Origin of the sequence: Oceanospirillum sanctuarii, assembly GCF_002150805.1 — a bacterium.
Taxonomy (GTDB): Bacteria; Pseudomonadota; Gammaproteobacteria; order Pseudomonadales; family Halomonadaceae; genus Oceanospirillum; species Oceanospirillum sanctuarii.
Map to the genome: position 1 here is coordinate 956457 of NZ_MTBA01000004.1, position 18547 is coordinate 975003.

17 protein-coding genes are annotated in these 18547 nt (G+C 49.1%); 10 read left to right on the forward strand and 7 right to left on the reverse strand.

The window, feature by feature from the left end; all coding sequences use genetic code 11:
- Positions 1 to 16 precede the first annotated feature (16 nt).
- The 3 genes from BV405_RS11380 to BV405_RS11390 form a co-directional block, all read right to left on the reverse strand.
- The gene (locus BV405_RS11380; RefSeq protein ID WP_086480954.1) at positions 17 to 3364 is read right to left on the reverse strand and encodes an ABC transporter substrate-binding protein; all 3348 of its coding nucleotides are present in this window, start codon (positions 3362 to 3364) and stop codon (positions 17 to 19) included.
- Between the two features lie 249 nt (positions 3365 to 3613).
- Positions 3614 to 5548, reverse strand: coding sequence for an FAD-dependent monooxygenase (locus tag BV405_RS11385; RefSeq protein WP_086480955.1), 1935 nt, complete (start codon positions 5546 to 5548; stop codon positions 3614 to 3616).
- A 219-nt stretch (positions 5549 to 5767) separates the two neighbouring features.
- Positions 5768 to 6265: a M48 family metallopeptidase gene (locus BV405_RS11390; protein WP_086480956.1), complete on the reverse strand. Its 498-nt coding sequence runs from the start codon at positions 6263 to 6265 to the stop codon at positions 5768 to 5770.
- 266 nt (positions 6266 to 6531) lie between these two features.
- Here BV405_RS11390 and BV405_RS11395 point away from each other — a divergent pair, with 266 nt between their 5' ends.
- The 3 genes from BV405_RS11395 to BV405_RS11405 all read left to right on the forward strand — a co-directional run bounded on the left by BV405_RS11395 (position 6532) and on the right by BV405_RS11405 (position 8874).
- Positions 6532 to 7521 carry a sensor histidine kinase gene (locus BV405_RS11395; protein ID WP_176330119.1) on the forward strand — a complete coding sequence of 330 codons (990 nt, stop codon included), beginning with the start codon at positions 6532 to 6534 and terminating at the stop codon, positions 7519 to 7521.
- A 30-nt stretch (positions 7522 to 7551) separates the two neighbouring features.
- Positions 7552 to 7923 (forward strand): response regulator, encoded by a 372-nt coding sequence (locus BV405_RS11400; RefSeq protein WP_086480958.1) that lies wholly within the window; start codon positions 7552 to 7554, stop codon positions 7921 to 7923.
- A gap of 129 nt (positions 7924 to 8052) precedes the next feature.
- Complete coding sequence (locus tag BV405_RS11405; protein ID WP_086480959.1) at positions 8053 to 8874, forward strand: substrate-binding periplasmic protein; 822 nt, start codon at positions 8053 to 8055, stop codon at positions 8872 to 8874.
- Between the two features lie 39 nt (positions 8875 to 8913).
- Here BV405_RS11405 and BV405_RS11410 read toward each other — a convergent pair whose 3' ends face one another.
- Positions 8914 to 9921 carry a substrate-binding domain-containing protein gene (locus tag BV405_RS11410; RefSeq protein ID WP_086480960.1) on the reverse strand — a complete coding sequence of 336 codons (1008 nt, stop codon included), beginning with the start codon at positions 9919 to 9921 and terminating at the stop codon, positions 8914 to 8916.
- Positions 9922 to 9959: 38 nt separating this feature from the next.
- On the opposite strand from BV405_RS11410, the gene BV405_RS11415 reads away from it, so the two are divergent.
- Complete coding sequence (locus tag BV405_RS11415; RefSeq protein ID WP_086480961.1) at positions 9960 to 10373, forward strand: globin family protein; 414 nt, start codon at positions 9960 to 9962, stop codon at positions 10371 to 10373.
- 58 nt (positions 10374 to 10431) lie between these two features.
- Here BV405_RS11415 and BV405_RS11420 read toward each other — a convergent pair whose 3' ends face one another.
- Genes BV405_RS11420 through BV405_RS11430 form a run of 3 tightly spaced genes read right to left on the reverse strand, consistent with a single transcriptional unit; the run spans position 10432 to position 12739 of the window.
- A complete protein-coding gene (locus BV405_RS11420; protein WP_176330120.1) occupies positions 10432 to 11190 on the reverse strand; it encodes a substrate-binding periplasmic protein in 759 nt (252 codons plus the stop codon).
- A 54-nt stretch (positions 11191 to 11244) separates the two neighbouring features.
- Complete coding sequence (locus BV405_RS11425) at positions 11245 to 11880, reverse strand: FecR family protein (RefSeq protein WP_086480963.1); 636 nt, start codon at positions 11878 to 11880, stop codon at positions 11245 to 11247.
- Positions 11881 to 11932: 52 nt separating this feature from the next.
- A complete protein-coding gene (locus BV405_RS11430) occupies positions 11933 to 12739 on the reverse strand; it encodes a substrate-binding periplasmic protein (RefSeq protein WP_086480964.1) in 807 nt (268 codons plus the stop codon).
- 308 nt (positions 12740 to 13047) lie between these two features.
- On the opposite strand from BV405_RS11430, the gene BV405_RS11435 reads away from it, so the two are divergent.
- From BV405_RS11435 to paaD, 6 genes are all read left to right on the forward strand, one after another.
- Positions 13048 to 14412, forward strand: coding sequence for a YjiH family protein (locus tag BV405_RS11435; RefSeq protein ID WP_086480965.1), 1365 nt, complete (start codon positions 13048 to 13050; stop codon positions 14410 to 14412).
- Positions 14413 to 14957: 545 nt separating this feature from the next.
- Positions 14958 to 15125 carry a hypothetical protein gene (locus tag BV405_RS17690; protein WP_176330122.1) on the forward strand — a complete coding sequence of 56 codons (168 nt, stop codon included), beginning with the start codon at positions 14958 to 14960 and terminating at the stop codon, positions 15123 to 15125.
- A gap of 627 nt (positions 15126 to 15752) precedes the next feature.
- Positions 15753 to 16694, forward strand: coding sequence for a 1,2-phenylacetyl-CoA epoxidase subunit PaaA (gene paaA / locus BV405_RS11440; RefSeq protein ID WP_086480966.1), 942 nt, complete (start codon positions 15753 to 15755; stop codon positions 16692 to 16694).
- A gap of 14 nt (positions 16695 to 16708) precedes the next feature.
- Entirely contained in the window at positions 16709 to 17002 is a 294-nt protein-coding gene (paaB, locus tag BV405_RS11445; RefSeq protein WP_086480967.1) for a 1,2-phenylacetyl-CoA epoxidase subunit PaaB, read from the forward strand.
- A 59-nt stretch (positions 17003 to 17061) separates the two neighbouring features.
- Positions 17062 to 17826, forward strand: a complete 765-nt coding sequence (gene paaC, locus BV405_RS11450; RefSeq protein ID WP_086480968.1) for a 1,2-phenylacetyl-CoA epoxidase subunit PaaC — start codon at positions 17062 to 17064, stop codon at positions 17824 to 17826.
- A 125-nt stretch (positions 17827 to 17951) separates the two neighbouring features.
- Positions 17952 to 18491, forward strand: a complete 540-nt coding sequence (paaD, locus tag BV405_RS11455) for a 1,2-phenylacetyl-CoA epoxidase subunit PaaD (protein ID WP_086480969.1) — start codon at positions 17952 to 17954, stop codon at positions 18489 to 18491.
- The last annotated feature ends 56 nt before the right edge of the window (positions 18492 to 18547 follow it).

Consider the following 18547-nt stretch of genomic DNA (forward strand, 5'->3'; position numbering starts at 1 on the left):
AGCCTTTAAGTCCGGGTTAATCCAACCAGGCAAACCGATCTTTAAGTTTTACCTCAGCGATAGCTGATGTTTTGGCTCGCCTTTGCTCTGCTTGCTGAGCTGCGGCCTTCATCAGCTGACTAAATGTAGCAAAGCTCTCGGGGTGCATTTTAAACAAGGCTGACAATGCCGATGGTGTAACTTCCCAGACATTAGTCTTAACGACAGCCTTAACTTCTGTCTTTGCAAAATCGTTATCAGAGAGGATTTCAGTATTGACGGGGTCATGATGCCCCAGACGCTGAACCTCCAGCCATTGCCCATCTTTATTTTCTTCCATAACAGCAACTACGCCGGTACGAAGGATATAGAGCGAATGATTTTGAGCGCCACTTCGCACCAGATATTCCCCAGCCTCAAACTCTTTTTCTTCCACTAACGACTCCAAATCCTTACTAAAAGCTTCGGGCAGACCTGAGAAAAGCTCATGTTTTCCAAAGTTCCGGGTATCAGTCATATCCATATGCGGCCCAAGAAAGGCTTTATGCAACTCAATGCGCTGCATCGGAGGCAGGTAGTTAATACCTGCGGACTGAAAGTTAGCAATAATCTGACTCCAGACCTGATCAACCACCTGCATAGTCAATGCATAGTCTGTGTATGAGAAAATCAGCTTGTACTGGGCAATCCCGTCTTCCACTCCGGCAAATGGGCATTGAGGTGGCGGGTTTGTCACTACATTCGGATGCTTGTATGCAGCACTGATAAGCAATGCCTTAACCTGAGCAACGTCATGCGCCGGATGAACACCAATCTTTAGTATCTGGCGGGTTTCACCATCATTGCTGCTGTAATTGATAATTGGAGAATCCGCTACCGGTGTATTCGGAATGCTGATTTCATGCTTAACACGGGTTAGTAGCCGGGTCGCTCGCCAATTAACATCGATCACCTGCCCTTCGTGCTCACCGATTCTGACCCAGTCTCCAACCCGAAAAGGGTGCTCCAGGTTCAATGCGATCCCTGAGAAGATGTTTGAGAGATTCATCTGAACCGCCAGACCTACAATCATTGCCAGCATACCTGAAGTGGCAAGAAGGCCTGTCAGCTTCTGGTTGTAAACAAAGGCAACAATCGCGAACAGCGCCAGCGTATAAATGATAAAGGCGACCATATTCTTGATAATACCGGGAACAGGTCTGCCTGTTTTCAGTTGCAGCGTTTGCCAGATAAAAACCTCTGCGGCTCTGACCAGAAGGATCGCTGGAATAATCCACCACAAAAGATCATAGATATGCAGTATCCACCGCTGAACATGAACCTCTAAAGTGGGAAACAGGCTGAGACTCAGCCAGGTTTCGCTGGCACTCAGTATTAATGCAGAAGAGAGTCCCAACAGCCCCCAGCGAATTCTGGCCAGCAGTATTCTTGCTCGTATTGCTTTGGTCCATATGTATCGAGAAAAGTAGATAGCCAGAAACAACCCTATACCTATCAGAGTCAGTAGCTTTGAGTGTGTTTCAGGAAGAGCATCAGCCAGCCTGAGCCCTGTCTTTTTAAGATCGATCACAAAGTGAAACTGGGAATAGGGTACCGATGCATCAGTAATATTGATGTATTGAGGAACGCCTAAACTATCGACATTAACACTGCGCTCAAACATTTGAGCATTACTGACCTGCCAGCCGTCCAGATCATCCGTCAACAGCTGCTCTTTCACCTCATCGGTCAGGTGCTTATTTCCCGTTAACCCTAACCCCATAACATCAGCAGCATACAGATGACTATTTCGGTCCATCTCCAGATTTCTCAGGGAAAAGCCGATTTTGATCTGCTCCCGGCGCTCGATATCATCGATAAAGTTATTCCTGAACACACCCTTAACTCTGAACGCCTGATAATAAATATTATTGGCTTGTGTCTTGATATAGGGTGAATTCAGGGACAACTCATCAACGGCGTTGCTGAATTTGATCTGGCTGGGATCAAAAGCCCCCCGGTATCGGAACCAAAGGGTAAAATCCAGTTCACTGGTATTGCTCTGATCATCAATCCGGCGAATATGATGCAGCTTAACGCCGGTAAAAATAACCGACTTTTTATACATATAGCGCTCGCCAACCTGGACTATATGACCTGATTGCAACTGATGCGTCAGATCGATAATTTTGCTGGCATCCGGGATATCGCCGTATTGTTCCAGGCCTGATACCGCGGTTTTGTCATGCAGTACGGCGATAAACATCGGCTTGATGGCATCCCCCTTTTCATCGAAGTAATTCAGCCCTGTCACACCGGATACAGCGGTTTTTGGGCTGTTTATATTCTGGAGCGTATTCAGCAAAGCACCGCGCCGCTGTTCGACAGGGGCATCAGATTCATCAGCAAAAGCGCTCTGACTCTCAGCAATAGCTGTCACTATCACCTTGGCCGTATCGTAGCCATAAGCCGCGGTCCAATCCGGGTTATCCCGATATTTTTCCCGATACAGTTTTCTCATATCCTGAGCTGCGGCATTAGCAACATCAAAAACAATTGGAGCTGTGATATAGAGCCCGTTGCTGTAATGCCCCGGATACATTTTTTCCATTGGGAAGTTATCAAACCCGTTGAACAAAGTGCTTGAGTAGAGGGAATCCGGGCCCATTAACGGATTCTGTACACCAAGGTCTTTCAGAGCCCGGATAACCTCTATTCCTTGCCGGTCCTGAAGCGACAGAAAAATCAGCCCTGCCTTTTCGCCCCGTTTAGCAACGGCCTCAGCAATCGCCTCGTATTGCTTAGGGAGATCAGAGGTCATATCCAGCGTATAAGATTCAATCTGCTCAACGCCATTTCTGAGCGCCTGTTCTTTAAACACTTTCCCCAGAAAAGCACCGTAACTGTTGCTCTCTGCAATAATCGTAAGTCGATCCTGATTCAGAGTTTTAGCCGCGTAATAAGCCAGAAACTCCCCTTGGCTGGCATCATTAAAAATGGTGCGAAAATACCAGGGGTTATTCTTTGTGACATTTGGGTTAGTTGCGCTAAAGCTGATCGCAGGGATACGTGCCTGTTGATAGATCTGACCGGCGGCGGTGGATGTTGAGCTGTAGTTATGACCAATAACAGCAATCGCCCGGCCATCTCGTACGATTTGACGGGCAACGGCGACCGCCTGATCCTTATTATTGCCATCAACATAACGGTCAACCTGAATACGGATGCCGTTATGAGTTATTCCCTGAATCTGATTCAGATACAGTTCGACGCCATTTGTACCGGAAGAAGCTTCCTCATAAGGACTGACAACAGCAATGTGAACGGTCTGATCCGCATGCGATATGCCAGAAATAAATGAGAGCCAGAATATAAAAACAGCCGATGTCAGTTTACCGATACGCACGCCGAAAGCCCCTTAATTCATAGGGTCACAAGAGTCCTGCAACCTTGGATGTAAAATACTTGTACATCATTCATTAAGAGACGTCTGAAAAAACTTATTATTCTTTGAGTTAACACATACTCATAAGGAGGAGGGGGCTGAGAGACGGGATGACACAATGATTCAATCTGCATAACCTCTTTCTACGCACAAAAAAGCCGGAAACAGACACGTCCATTCCCGGCTTGTAGTTTCTATCTCAACTGACGCTTAGTTTTGCTCGATCATAAAATGATCAAAGAACTTAGCCAGTTCCTCATGCGCCGTTACGGGCAGGATGGTGGCAACATGCTGGTCAGGACGAACCACGACCACACAGCCATTTTTCCGATCGACACCGCGCAGGTCAAAGACGTCATTACCAACCTGAGACTGGAACACTTTCTCATAGTCATGCAGGCCGTACTTACCCTTAGCTGGCCACAGATAAGGATGCAGGTCGTGCATAGACAGATCCTGCTGCTGGAAGACCGCATAGGTATCGATGACAGAATCGATATCTGCAGCTTTCGGCGTGTATTTCACCACTGGTGAGGCGGCATCATTCGCCAGAAAATCGATCAGCTTATAAGCATCCGACGATGTCTCGGCAGGGCTCTGCTCACCGCCAAAGACAAACAATCGCCAGCGGCCATCGGCTTTAACCAGATGCCCAAGGTGCTGAATACGCCCATCTGCCGTGCGCTGCGCTTCAGCGGAATGGAAACGCTGACCAATTTTAAAGCCCGGGGCCAGATGCTGATTTTCCTGTCCGGTACAGATATATGACGGGTAATATTCAATGGCTGTTCCGGATACAAAGCCACTTTGGCGCTTCATAAAGGCTTCGATCTTAGCGGTATCGACTCTTGCCTGATCCGAGTTATCGCCAGCCGCAGGACGGGTTGCCACCAGCTTTGATAGTTCACGGTCAGCATCGATCAGCTGTTGAGCAACCTTACGACGTTCTGTTTCATAGGTGTGCAGCAGCTTAGGATCTGCTTTGCCCTGCAGCACAGAAGCCAGCTTCCAGCCGAGGTTGAAGGTATCCGGTAACGAGGTGTTCAGACCCCAGCCACCTTTCGGGCTGTGGGTATGGCAGGCATCACCAGCCACAAAGGCTCGTGGTGTCACGCTCTCAGGACTGCCAACCGGTCGGTTATCAAAGTGCTCCGCGATACGCTGCCCCACTTCATAAATCGACCACCAGGCCACTTCTTTCACATCCAGCGTGTACGGGTGGAAAATCTTTTGCGCTTTAGCCACAAGATCCTTTTCGGTCAGCTTCACATCACTGGCACGCTTGTCCTTACCGAGCAGATCCAGCTCAACGTAAAAGCGGCACAGATAGCCGCCTTCACGGGGAATCGTCATGACTGCACCGTGATCTTTCGACTGAATAAAGCTCTTAACCCGGATATCCGGAAAATCGGTATTCAGCAGGATATCCATCACGCCCCACGCTTTATTCGCGGAGTCGCCCTGCAGTTCAATTCCCAGACCTTTACGTACACGGCTACGGCCACCGTCACAGCCGACGATGTAACGTGCCTTAACGGTTTCAACTTTGCCGTTGCCTTCCTCATCCGTGCGCTTGAAGGTTGCGGTAACCGGGTATGCCGCCAGATCCTGTGTCAGGCTGTCATCAATCTCCAGATCCACCAACTCGCGGCTGTAATGCGGTTCCAGCTTGGTGATGGAGTTACGCATACCATCGATCAGCAACTCATGCAGACGCGCCTGATTCACAATGCCATGGGTAAATTCAGACAGTCCGGCGCGGGCATCGGCGATCTTTTCGGTGCGTTTAATATTTTGCGGGTTGGCCGCATCAGGTTCCCAGAAGGTGTTTTGCTTCAGCTGATACGTCTCTTTAACAACCATTTCGCTGCTGTTAAAGGCTTCCATAATCTCTATCGTGCGGCATGAGATACCATCAGCACGGCCAAAAAGCAGCGGGCCCGGTGCCATATCAACAATGCAGGTTTTGATATCTTCAAACTCAGACATTTGTCGTGCCATGGTCAACCCGGCAGGGCCTGTACCCACAATCAGGACATCAACCTGAGAGGGCAGATCAACAACAGGAGGATTCGGATAAGGTTCCCTTGCAGCGTCAGGAACCTGATAATTTCCGGGCTTAAAGCCATTGAGGTGGTATTGCACGATATGCTCCTTTTACAGGCATTGAATCGATATTATTATTTTTGAAATAGTTAACATGTTAATCTTTTGCAAGTCAACCAACTTCAAAATCTGTGCTGGTATCGAAACATCGGCTATCGCGAAAAAAACGGATGGACAGCCAATAAGAAGCATAGCCTCTGGTAGCTTTGGCTGCGTAGGCAGCTCTCCCCTATCAATCGATATCTTTGATCGATGGGTTCAGTACAGGCTTTCCTGTTCAATCTCCTGCCAGGTGAGCATCAGTCTGAGATCCAGTTCCAACTGGAAGTAATCCGGCTCCATGTGCTGACACAGCTGGTAGAAACTTTTGTTGTGATCCCGCTCTTTCAGGTGGGCAAGCTCGTGTACCAGAATCATTCGGAGAAAGTCTTCCGGGCAGCGCTTAAAGCAGGGGTCGATGCGGATCTCATGACTGGCTTTTAGCTTGCCGCCATGGGCTCGGGTGATATGAGCGTTCAGCCCTAGGGCGTGGTGCAGCACACTGACTTTGGGATCGAAGATAATCTTTTTCAGTGGCGGCGCTTTTTTCATATAACGCTGCTTCAGATCCTGCCCATATCGATAGAGCTGATCATTACTGCTGAGGTCATGTGCGCTTGGGTAGCGTTTCAGTAAATACTCCTTAAGCCTGCCCTGCTCAACAAGCTGACGAACCTGCTGCTGGATATTGTCTGAGTAACCGCTTAGATATTTCATAAAAACCCTGAACCCTACTTCACTTGTACCCGATCTGACATCTGGCGGAATGCCTGTTGGTAAGCTTATATCAATGGCAGGATTGTACGCCTGAAAGCCCTGATTAGGCAGGTTAGTTTCCCGGCAAACTGTATGTGGAATGTTCAGAAAACACTTTTGACGAAAAACATTCATTATAAAAACAGCTACCTGTTTCACAGTCTGTTATGCTTCATTTAAACCTCAAATTTCGAGGTGTTTTCGACCTTTCTGAGTGGACTACCCCTATGGCTCACAAAGCACAGCGCCAGCACCAACTGGAACAAAAACTTCGTGCCAGTAATCGCCGTCAGCTTTTAATCGGTCTGATCTCTTTTACTGTTTTCACCTCCATTCTGGTGAGCTACGACAGCTTCGATGCCTTCTATGATTACTCCCGCAGCCATGAAGACTGGGATCTGGATGAATGGGTTCTGGGCTTGTTTGCTGCACTTGTGACAACCGCTATCACCTTTGGCATCAGTACCTGGCGCTATAACAGTATTCTCAAGCAGGAAATTGAGTACCAGGTGAAACTTGAGCAGGAGCTGGCACAGGCGCAAAAAATGCAGTCGTTGGGTACGTTGGCAGGCGGCATTGCCCACTCAACCAACAATCATCTGCAGCCGATTCAGACTCTGAGCAGGCTGAGTAAGAAGCAGCTGCCAGATGATCATGCGCTGCAACTCGTACTGGATAAAATCCTGCTGGCATCGGAACACGCTCAGGAGGTGTTAGGCCAGCTATTGCGCTTCAGTCATCAGGAAAACCGCGAGAAGCGCCTTTGTGATCTCAGACATGAGCTGGAACAGAACGCGACGCTCTACCACTCCGCCATTACTTATCCGGATCAGCTTAAACTAACACTGACCGACAAGCCTTGCTCTGTTGCTCTGACCACCAGTGAAAGCGCCGATATCCTGCTGGCACTGATCACCAATGCTGAAGACAGTTACGACAATAAAAATGGCCCGATTCATGTTGAACTGAAACACCGTCAGGATCAGGTTGAATTGACCGTTGCCGATCAGGGATGCGGGATGGATATGGCGTTACAGCAACGTATTTTCGAACCCTTCTATACCAATAAAGCCGTGGGCAAAGGCACAGGTCTTGGCCTGTCGGTTGTGCACGGATTAGTACAACAGGTGGGCGGCAGCATCTCTGTGGACAGTACGCCGGGGCAAGGCAGCCAGTTTACCATCCTGCTGCCGTTGTCGGCCACCACATCCGATTAAAAATAAGAATTCTGAAATAAGGTTAATACGATGAAACACATTCTGTTAATTGATGACGATGAACTGGTTCGCTTTGCGCTCTCGATGGCACTGGAGATGGCTGGCTTTAAGGTGACACAGGCAGAGCATGGCGCAGATCCTGTGATCCGTGAAGCCCTAAGTCAGGGTCTGCCCGATCTGGTCGTCAGCGATATCATTATGCCGGAAAAAGAGGGGATCGAATTACTGATGGAGCTAAAGCGCCAGCATCCGGATCTGCCGGTTATCTGTATCTCAGGTGGCGGTCGCCTGACCAGTACCGATTACCTGTCCGGAGCTGAACTTTTAGGTGCCAGCGCCGTATTCAAGAAACCGCTGGATGAAGATCAGTTGATCGCAAAAATTAACGAACTGATCGGATAGATCTGTTGGCGCCATCTGCTGTTCGGACAAACCTGATACACCTGACGTTTCATGGCTTTTGTCTATACTCAAGACTGCACTACTGAGCGCACCGCTATAACGCGCACGAATCAACGGTAGGAACAGCAGATGAAATCGCTTTTTCAGCTCTCAGGCAATATCTTCAGCATCCACAAAACCTCCACCACGGCCTTGCAGATTGGCGGTGGCCTGGCACTGGCCCTCCTGACCCTTTTAGCAAGTCCGGCGGTTAAATCAGAACCCTCGTTCATCATGGCCTTCGGACGTGATCCGGACCAGGATCCCCAGTACCGCTTTTATGCCCAAATCTATAGTGAAGCCTTCAAAGAACTGGGTTATCAGTTCAGCTACAAGGTGATGCCCAGTAAGCGCAGCTCTCTGAATGCGAATCTGGGTAAAGTGGATGGCGAGCCCCAGCGTATCGCCAGTTACAACCAGACCTACCGCAATATGGTTCGGGTTGAAGAACCAATTTTTATCAACCGGACGATTGCGATCACACTGAATCCGGAGATCCGCTTGAATGGTCTGGATAGTCTGAAGGACATGCCTTATCGGGTGGATTATCTGAGAGGGTCAGTCTGGAGCAGAGAAAACCTGCAACCTCTGGTGCCGGAAGATCAGCTCACCAGCGTGGATACCGCATCAATAGGACTGAATCGCCTGAAAGCTGGGCGAACCGATATTTTTATCGGGCTTGAGGTGGTGATCCATAAACAACTGCAGGATCCGGAGTTCAGAAATCTGGCTGTTCGTCAGGCCGGGGTTATCGGGCAGAATTACTCCTACCCGTTTGTGCATAATATGCACCTTGAGCTGGCTCCCAAGCTAAACGAAGTACTGCTGCAAATGAAGAATGATGGCAGGTATAACCAATTCCTTTTTCAGAACATGCCGTATCTGAAAGAGGTCAAACATTCCGGCCTTTGATTTAAAGCTGTTCACCTTGCCTTTCAGAACGGCAGTCACTCACTCTTCAAGCAGGCAGCCCTCTTCTGCTGTGCAGTAGTAGAAGCCAAGGTAATTGATCTCCTGCTCCGGCTTCTGGCCGGATTTCAGATAGCGATACATAAGTTCCGCACTATACCGCCCCATCTCAAAGGGACGCTGTCCAATGTTGACGGTTGAAAGTTTTTTCTCCAGCGCCTCCAGTTGCATAGGTTCCGCATCTGCGGAAATTACGACGAGTTCTTCTGACGCTATCTGATCACGATAAGGCATGATTTCAGCAACATAATCCGGGGAAAACTGAGCAAACCCCGCCACAGCGAGAAAAACCGGCGGCGTAGGCTGAGACAGCACAAACTTCAGCTGGCTCAAAGCGATATCACGCTTGCCCAAGGTATAAAAAGGACAACGGTGATACTCCTGCCAGCCATTCTCGCCATCCAGACGCTGGTTCGCATCATCACCGGACAACGCATAGCGAACACCTCGAATACGTTCATTGAGATTAGGAGTAGCATCACTGCCGGACTGCAGGCAGATCTGAGTAAGCCCATTCTGTTTATAGCGTTTGGCGTACTCACCCAAAGCGACACCAAAATCAAAGTTATTGGTGCCAACATAGGCCAGCCGGTACTTGTGATGCTCAGGTAGCAGATCCGAGTCAAACGTAATCACCGGAATATGCTTATCCCGGGCGATACCTAGAATACGCTCGACCAGAAACCCTGAATGGGTGGTTGATATCAGTATGCCGTCGGCGTGCTCCTTGAGTACCTTTTCCACCACATTAGCCTGACTGCGAGGATTCTGATAATCCTGCGGACCATCGTAGATACAGATCAGATCATCGACACTGGCTGCAAATAGAAGACATCCCTGATAGGCCTGCTCGTAAAAGCTGTCATTTTTCGTTTTTCCGATCACGGCGACTTTGAAGTCTGCCATAGCAGGCTGCCACCCGAAAAACAGGCACAGAATCACAATAAGGCCCGTACAGATCTGTTTATCTGAACCCTGAACCATTTTCATGCTACGCTCTGAAAAAGAACAATAAAGGCGCACTTATTATGTCGATATCCCGTCAGCAGATTCATCTTATTCAGGACTCCTTTGCTCAGGTCGAGCCGATTGCTGATCAGGCCGCTGAGATTTTCTACAACTACCTGTTTTATTACGCCCCAGAAACCCGCCCTATGTTCAAAGGTGATATGAAATCACAGGGCCGGAAGCTGATGAGCACGTTAAAAATTGCCGTCAAAAGCCTCGAAGATCTGGAAAGCCTGGTTCCGGTTTTACAGAAACTTGCCCGGGACCATGTTAAGTATGGTGTAAAAGCCGAACACTACACTCCTGTGGGTAACTCACTACTATATGCTCTGAGAGACGGACTGGGCGACAGCTGGACTCCGGAAACCCGTCAGGCCTGGGTAGATGCCTATCGCCTGATCGCTAAAGTGATGAAAGAAGCTGCATACTCCTGAGCCCCCCTCATCAACACCAGGGTTTACCGGCCAGTTACTCAACTGATCCGGTAAACCCTCAGTAGATATATCGACCCACGATCTGCGCTAACTCACCACTTTGTTCCATCGACGCTAAAATTTCCTCCAGTGCGATCAACTGAAACTCTGGCGTTTTACTACTGACAATCAGCCACTGCGGTACCGTTCTGAACTTGGTTTTAACCACTCTCAAAGGGTAGGGCGAAACCTTCACCAGATAGTTCAGCCCAAGATCATGGTAGTAAAAATAGCGTAGTCGATGCGGGGAAGTGCCGATCAGCTTAAGCGGGCTTTCAAGATCGTTAAAACTATCATTCACCAGAGTCGCACCGATTTTCTTCTGTAAAAAACGCGCTGATGAAGTGCCATATAGCGCCCCCACAGAGTCTCTTGCAGCAATAATTTCTTCAAAGGACTTCGGGTCGTGCAGATCATCACCGTGAGTCACAACCACATTGCTGACCTGATAAAGCGGGGTTCGGATATAGTGAAAGCGCTTCTCCCGCTCTGCATTCCTGCCAGCCCCGCAAAACACAGTCCCCGGAATGGTTTCAACCTGACTCAGGATACGTTTGATGGGCAGATAGTGGTTATCCACTGCCGACGAGATCGCTCGCTTATCCAGCTCACGAATGATGGAGCGGTAGAGTTCGCCGCACAGCCCCGGGCTATCCGGTGAATTAAGAAAATATTTCGGCTGAGAGTTTTGTTGCAGGAAGCTGATATCAGCCGCAGCCAGACGCTCCAGCGTGACAAAAAAAGTAAAAAGAAGCAGAACTCGCATCAAAGACGTCATAAGCGCCCTCATGTCAGATCATCAGGCTTCCTGCCGGTAAGAGATAAAATTCTGTTAGGGCTCAAGCAACGTGGATTCAATAGCTCGCTGAATTTTCCAGTCCGGCCAGATCCGGGCATCGGTCGGAGCCCTCCCCTTTACCACGGTAACACCTTCCCCGGGCAAGCGAATCTCACTAATGCCATCAGCGTTACGAACATAGACACCTTTACCAGAAAACATCGCGACATCCAGATCGCCATTGAAAATAAAGCCACCCCAAAAATCTGTACCACGAATCCCCATCGTAGCGACCGGAGTTTCCACTTCAAAAGAAGGCTTTGGCAAATGGCCTATAGCACCGGTTACCGCCCGAAAAGCACCGGACAGGAGTTTGAAATGCGCATCTGAAGTTTTCGCTTCAGCATTGAACCGATAACGGGTTATCTCAAACTGAGTATTTGCCGCCAGAGTAATTCGGGAGTTATCTTTCAATCTGAGCTTAAGACCACCTTTACCTGTGGTTAAACGATCCCCTTCCTGCAATAGGGTATTACCGGCTGGTGTGATGGCTTCTCCTTTACGCATTAAACCAACCTCTCCCTGAATTTGATCAATATTACCAATAGGCAGGTCTGTGCCCTCTGACCAGGCAGGGCGCACGGTTGCAAGAAGAACGAATGAGAACAGGTAGAGTGACCATTTTTTCATTATCTTAGATCTCAGCTTCCATTTAGCTATCGGCTTAATTCTTTTGTGTCGGCTAATCGCCCTGATAGGCCGCCTTCAGGGCTTCGCCATGGGCTTCTCGAGCTTCAGCCAATGCCTGCCAGAAAAGTATGGGTGCCTGTGGGTATTTTTTTGCCAAACGGTGGGAAAGAGGCAAATACCAATCTGCTGAAAAGAAGGGAATGGGCAGTGGCTTAACATCAGATTCCAAACCTTCCGAGCGAGTCAGGTAATCACCAATAGAGCTTTCCAGAACATAACCATCCAGCCGATGTTTGGCCACCAGATTGAGACCATCCGCCGGCAGATAACTGGAACGGCTTTTCACTCCGAGCTGCTGCAGTTTTTTTTCAGCCACATAACCCAAAGGCGCAGAGACACCGGTCACGATTCCGGTAAATGCTTTACCATCCCAATCCAGGGCTGAGTCTCGTCTGGCGTATATCTGATAATTCACCTGCCATATTTTATAGCGCTCATCCGGCTGCTCCTGATGCTTGGGAAATACACCCCACTTTTCACGCTCAGGCTGCCAGATAGCAGCAAAAATGCCATCAACCTCACCAGACTGAAGCAACACGATACAACGCTTCCAGGGCTTATTGATGAATTCTGCTTTAACACCCAGTTTGCCCGTAGCCTGAATCACCAGATCCGTTAAAACGCCGTTTTTGCCCTCAACGACCAGACCATCTTCTGCCTGACGGATAAAAGGCAGGTAATTCTGGTTCTCATAGCAGAAGGTCATCTGCTCAGGCAGGCCGTCATTGGTAGCTTGCACACCGGCAGCACACAGCATAGAGCCAATAAAGAAACATAGAGATCGCAGAGAAAACACCATACGCACACTCACACCGAATCAGATTAACCTGAGTATAAGTAACTCCTTTAGGATTTGCCGGAAGCAGATCGCATTTTGTCTTCAGCTTTACCAAAAGCGTCAACATTTAACGCCCCCTTCAAATAATACATTTACCTGTCATTGCATTTTTTCTGGTCTTTTTTTTCAAAAAAGCGACCTGTTTTAGCAGTTATTGCCTACATTACCGCCGGATAAATTGATATTACCTAGGCCAAGACTAATATACTCCCCCACCTTAAATAATCCGGACACATTTCCGATAACAATAACGATTGAGGGTAACGCGTATGTCGAACGACGCTTTCGCAGTGGACGCGACCAAACAAACCGGCAGCCTTTGGAAGTTTATTCTTCCTTCTCTTCTTGGCCTGCTGCTCTTTATGACCCCGGTAGCCTACGACGGTAGCGTTACCATCCCCGTAGCCGTACTGGCAGGCATGTTTAAAGGCCTGTTGGGCGATAATGCTCCTCTGGTTGTTACCGGACTGATCTGTATTGCTGCAGCCCTTTCTGTTGTTACAACCTTCTTTAAGCCTCTGCACAACCATAACCTGATGAAGGTTCTGTTCCTGACCAGTTATCCCTGGCTGGTAATGCGGGTACTGGGCGCAGCTTTTGCGGTTATGACCATCAATGAAGTCGGCCCCGGCATGATCTGGCACGAATACACAGGCGCTCTGGTTCTGAAAGAACTGATGCCGACCCTGCTGGCGGTTTTCCTGTTTGCAGGACTTCTGCTGCCTCTGCTGCTGGATTTTGGCTTACTGGAACTGACCGGCAGCCTGATGAGCAAAATTATGCGCCCTCTGTTCAATCTGCCAGGACGCTCCGCTATCGACTGTACAACCTCATGGTTAGGCGATGGCACCGTAGGTGTGATGCTGACCAGTCAGCAGTACGAACAGAAGATGTACACCAAACGTGAAGCTGCAGTTATTGCAACCACCTTCTCTGCGGTATCCATCAGTTTCGCACTGGTTGTGATCGCTCAGGTCAAACTGGAACACCTGTTTATCCCTTTCTACCTGGCTGTTTCTCTGGCGGGTTTTGTCGCAGCACTGATAATTCCTCGTCTGCCACCACTATGTTGGAAGTCTAATCAGTACGATGATGGCACCGAAGCAGAAACCTGCGAGCTGGCCAAAAAGCCACTGAAAGAACTGTTTTCACTGGGCGTGCAACAGGCAATCGCCCGTGCTGAAACCAGCCGTGGCTTCAAAGCTGTTCTGGTGGATGGCAGCAAGAACGCTGCAGAAATGGTGTTCTGTGTACTGCCGGTTGTGATGGCGGTGGGAACTCTGGCACTGGTGATTGCTGAAAACACCTCTATCTTCAGCATTCTGGGCGCACCTTATGTGCCTCTGCTTGAGCTGCTGCAGATTCCGGAAGCGGTAAAAGCGTCTGAGACACTGGTGGTGGGCTTTGCGGATATGTTTATCCCATCCATCATGGCGGCTTCTATCGAAAGCGAAATGACCCGTTTTGTGATTGCTGCGGTTTCCATTACCCAGCTGATCTATCTGTCTGAAGTAGGTGCTTTGATTCTGGGCAGTAAGATTCCGGTTAATATTCTGGAACTCTTTATCATCTTTATCCTGCGCACTCTGATCACTCTACCAGTGATCGCAGGTGTTGCTCATCTGGTGTTCTAACCGGAAGCATCAGAAAGATAAAAGAAAGGGCTATCTTCTTCCCCTAACTCTACTAAGGAGGGAGGGAGATAGTCTGATAATCCTCTCAATCAAGACGGCTGTTTAAGCTGATCACAAATAACTTCCTGAGCCTTGCCAGAAAAAAGCTGGTAGGTCATCGAGGCGCAAAGCGATCCCTGAGCCCTGCAGCGCTCACAAGGTAACATGCTCCTCTTGGGCGGGACTGATGTATTAACCCGACCCAGGTTTTCTATTTTTGATGTCACAGAAGAATTCATATCAGCTCTCTTACTCCAAGATTTACACTCAGAATAAAAGCTCAAAAAAAATACATCCAGTTACAAAATTAAACCATTTCTGACATTCAAGACCTTCCTAAAGTAAACAAATCAGCCGCACACCGAGAACCGGTTCTCATAATTGCACAGTGTTACATATCGCAGAAAAAAAGCTGTAGAAAGCCCGGACACCGCTACCTAGAATGCCCGCAGTTTTTCAGTGGATTAAACTCCTTGTCCAGTGACTCTCCAGAAAGGATGCCTGACATGCCCCACACCAACCTAAATAAACGCCTGAAACGCACCTCTGACCTCTGCGATGAACTGACTCTGGTTATGTCAGAAATTCAGTTCCGACTGGAAAGCCGTCGCAATAAAATGCGGGATAATATGGAACGCATGGCTCGCGGTCTGAAGATTCATGGACGCTGCTGATTATTCTACAGGATCAACATTCGACAGAACCGGGATAACAGGGAGGCAACAGAGATTGCCTCTTATGTCATAACTCAAGCCAGCCCTCCCATCACAGCTCTAAGCTTAAGCTCAGCTTCTTCGTGGCTTACAGCCCTTACTGAGCACGTCTTGCTTCCCCCCTATCTCTGATTATTACGCTCGGCTGAACGCTTTCCTAACCAAACGACACCAGCCTTAAAAGAATATCTGCTTGCGAGTTACCACTTATGGGCATCCAGTTCTTTTGAACGCTAAATCGCACCAGACATGCGTCTTTAGCTGCCGGATCTGCGGAAACACTCGCTATCGCCTGAAATAAATTCAGGCAAAGCCTAAAGCGATACACTTTGATGTTTTGCATTTTAAAAAACGTGTCATATAATGCGCAGCTTGGGATATGAAAAAGGCAACGCAGTCATGCTGCTTTGCCTATTATTCAAAGAGGCACGCATTCGACACTAGACAGAATGCGTTCTGATTTGCTGCAACCTGCCTGCACAAGTGACCTAAGTTGTTGAAACTTAAAGTTGATACAAAAAGTGTCTACCACTGAGTCAAATCAGTTACACGGCTTGGCAGATAATAAAAAGATCGGAGAGCATAGATATGACGCCCGAAGAACAAAATTTCATGCGTAAGATCGAAGCGGAAGAAAAGATCGAGCCAAAAGACTGGATGCCGGAGCAATACCGCAAGAACCTGATTCGCCAGATTTCGCAGCACGCGCACTCTGAAGTGATCGGTATGCAACCGGAAGGCAACTACATTACCCGTGCGCCATCACTGCGTCGCAAAGCGGTACTGATTTCTAAAGTACAGGATGAAGCGGGTCACGGCCTGTACCTGTACAGCGCTGCAGAAACTCTGGGCATCTCACGTTCTGAGATGATCGAGCAACTGCAGAGCGGTAAAGCAAAATACTCCTCCATCTTCAACTACCCGGTACTGACCTGGGCAGACGTTGCCGCTATCGGCTGGCTGGTTGATGGTGCTGCGATCGTAAACCAGGTATCACTGCAACGTACCTCTTACGGTCCTTACTCCCGCGGCATGATCCGCATCTGTAAAGAAGAGTCTTTCCACCAGCGTCAGGGCTACGAAGCCATGCTGTCTCTGGCTAAAGGTTCTCCGGAACAGAAAGCAATGGCTCAGGACGCTCTGAACCGTTTCTACTGGCCAGCACTGATGATGTTCGGTCCTCACGACTCTGAGTCTGCTCACTCCCAGAAATCGATGGAGTGGAAGATCAAGCGTGAAACCAATGACGACCTGCGCCAGAAGTTTGTTGACCAGACTGTTAAGCAGATCGAAGTTCTGGGTCTTGATCACCCGGATAAAGCGATCAAGTGGAACGAAGAACGTGGCCACTACGACAGCTCTGATCTGAACTGGGACGAGTTCTGGAGTGTGATCAACGGCAACGGTCACTGTAACCGTCAGCGCGTTGAACACCACATTGCCGCTCACGACGAAGGTGAGTGGGTACGTGATGCCATCACTGCATACAACGAAAAGAAAAGAGCTAAAAAAGCTCAGCAAGCAGCGTAAAGGGGAGAACGAACATGTCTGTTATTACTGAAAAACTGGAACTATTCGAAGTATTCATCCGCTCCAAGCGTGGTCTTGACCACAAACATGTTGGTAGCCTGCACGCTGAAGATCATGAGCAAGCTCTGGAATACGCACGCGATTGCTACACCCGCCGTAGCGAAGGCGTAAGCATCTGGGTTGTTAAGTCTTCTGACATCTGTGCTTCTCAGGAAGACGATGCGGATAGCTTCTACGATCCAAACGATGACAAGCCATACCGTCACGCCACTTATTACGTTCTGCCTGACCCTGTAAACAACATGTAAGCACGCTTTTCAGTGTTATTGCCTGAAAGCAACGTGGAAAAAGGTTCGGAGAAAGAATAATGAGTGAAGCAATCAAAGCGGCAACGCTTGAATACGCCACCCGTCTGGGTGACGACTCAGTTGTACTGGGTCACCGCATTTCAGAATGGATCAGCTACGGTCCATTCCTGGAAGAAGATATCGCATACGGCAACGTGTCCCTCGACTACATCGGTCGTGCCCGCATGTTCTACACCTATGCCGCAGAACTGGCTAACGACGGCCGCGACGAAGACGATTTCGCCTACATGCGAAATGATCGCGAATACCGCAACCTGCTGCTGATGGAGATGCCGAAAGGTGACTTCGCCTACTCTCAGGTGCGTCAGCTGTTTGCCGATGTTTACTACACCTATCTGCTGCCTGAGCTGCTGAAATCCAAAGACGAAACCCTGTCTGCGATTGCCGCTAAAGCGATCAAAGAAACCAAATATCACCTGCGTCGCAGCCGTGATTGGGTTCTGCGTCTGGGCGATGGTACCGAAGAGAGCCATAAGCGCACTCAGAAAGCGGTTGATGCTCTGTGGGGCTACACCCACGAACTGTTCGATATGGACGAAACAGAGCAACTGCTGGCTGACGAAGGTATCGGCGTAGACGTATCCAAACTGCATGATGCGTGGCTGGCTAAAGTGACCGAAATCCTGACGGAAGCGACCCTGACTGTTCCAACTGAAGAGTGGGCAGTTCGTGGTGGCCGTACCGGTTATCACACTGAAAATCTGGGTCACATGCTGACTGAGATGCAGATCGTTCACCGTTCTCACCCGGGCTGTAAGTGGTAATAATCACAACAGTTCTTGGGAAGTAATCCCCGGGATTAACGGAACACCTGCAGCAAAACTGTGATAACTGAGTCGCTGGTGCCTGTTAAACAGCAGCGCATCAGCCCGTTTGAGGTACTCGCGCCATGACAGAAATCCCATTAATGCCGGTTGAACAGTACGAGCGACTGCAGCTGCGCAGCAATGAAGCGGTTAAGGATCTCTGGGATCTGCTGGATGCTGTAAAAGATCCGGAAGTTCCGGCTCTCAGCCTCTGGGATCTGGGTGTACTGCGTGACATCGAACGCAACGGTGAACAGATTGTCGTGACCATCACGCCAACCTACTCCGGCTGCCCTGCCATGAATGCCATGGCTGACGATATCACTCAGGCACTGAATGATGCCGGTTTTGCCGATGTTGAGATCAAAACCAAGCTGGCACCGGCCTGGAGCTCAGAATGGATGACTCAGGAAGGTCGACGCAAGCTGCGTGAATACGGTATCGCGCCTCCGGAAGATGCTGAGCTGGATGAAGACGGCTTAACACCGGATGCCCATGCCCTGTGCCCGCACTGCAGTTCACGTAACACCCGCCGGATCAGTGAGTTTGGCTCTACTGCCTGTAAAGCCCTGTTCCAGTGCAACGACTGCAACGAGCCTTTTGACTATTTCAAAAAGATCTGAAGAAAACCCAGATCCGGAAATTTAACCGTCAAAAGCAGCACAGAATTCGGAACTAC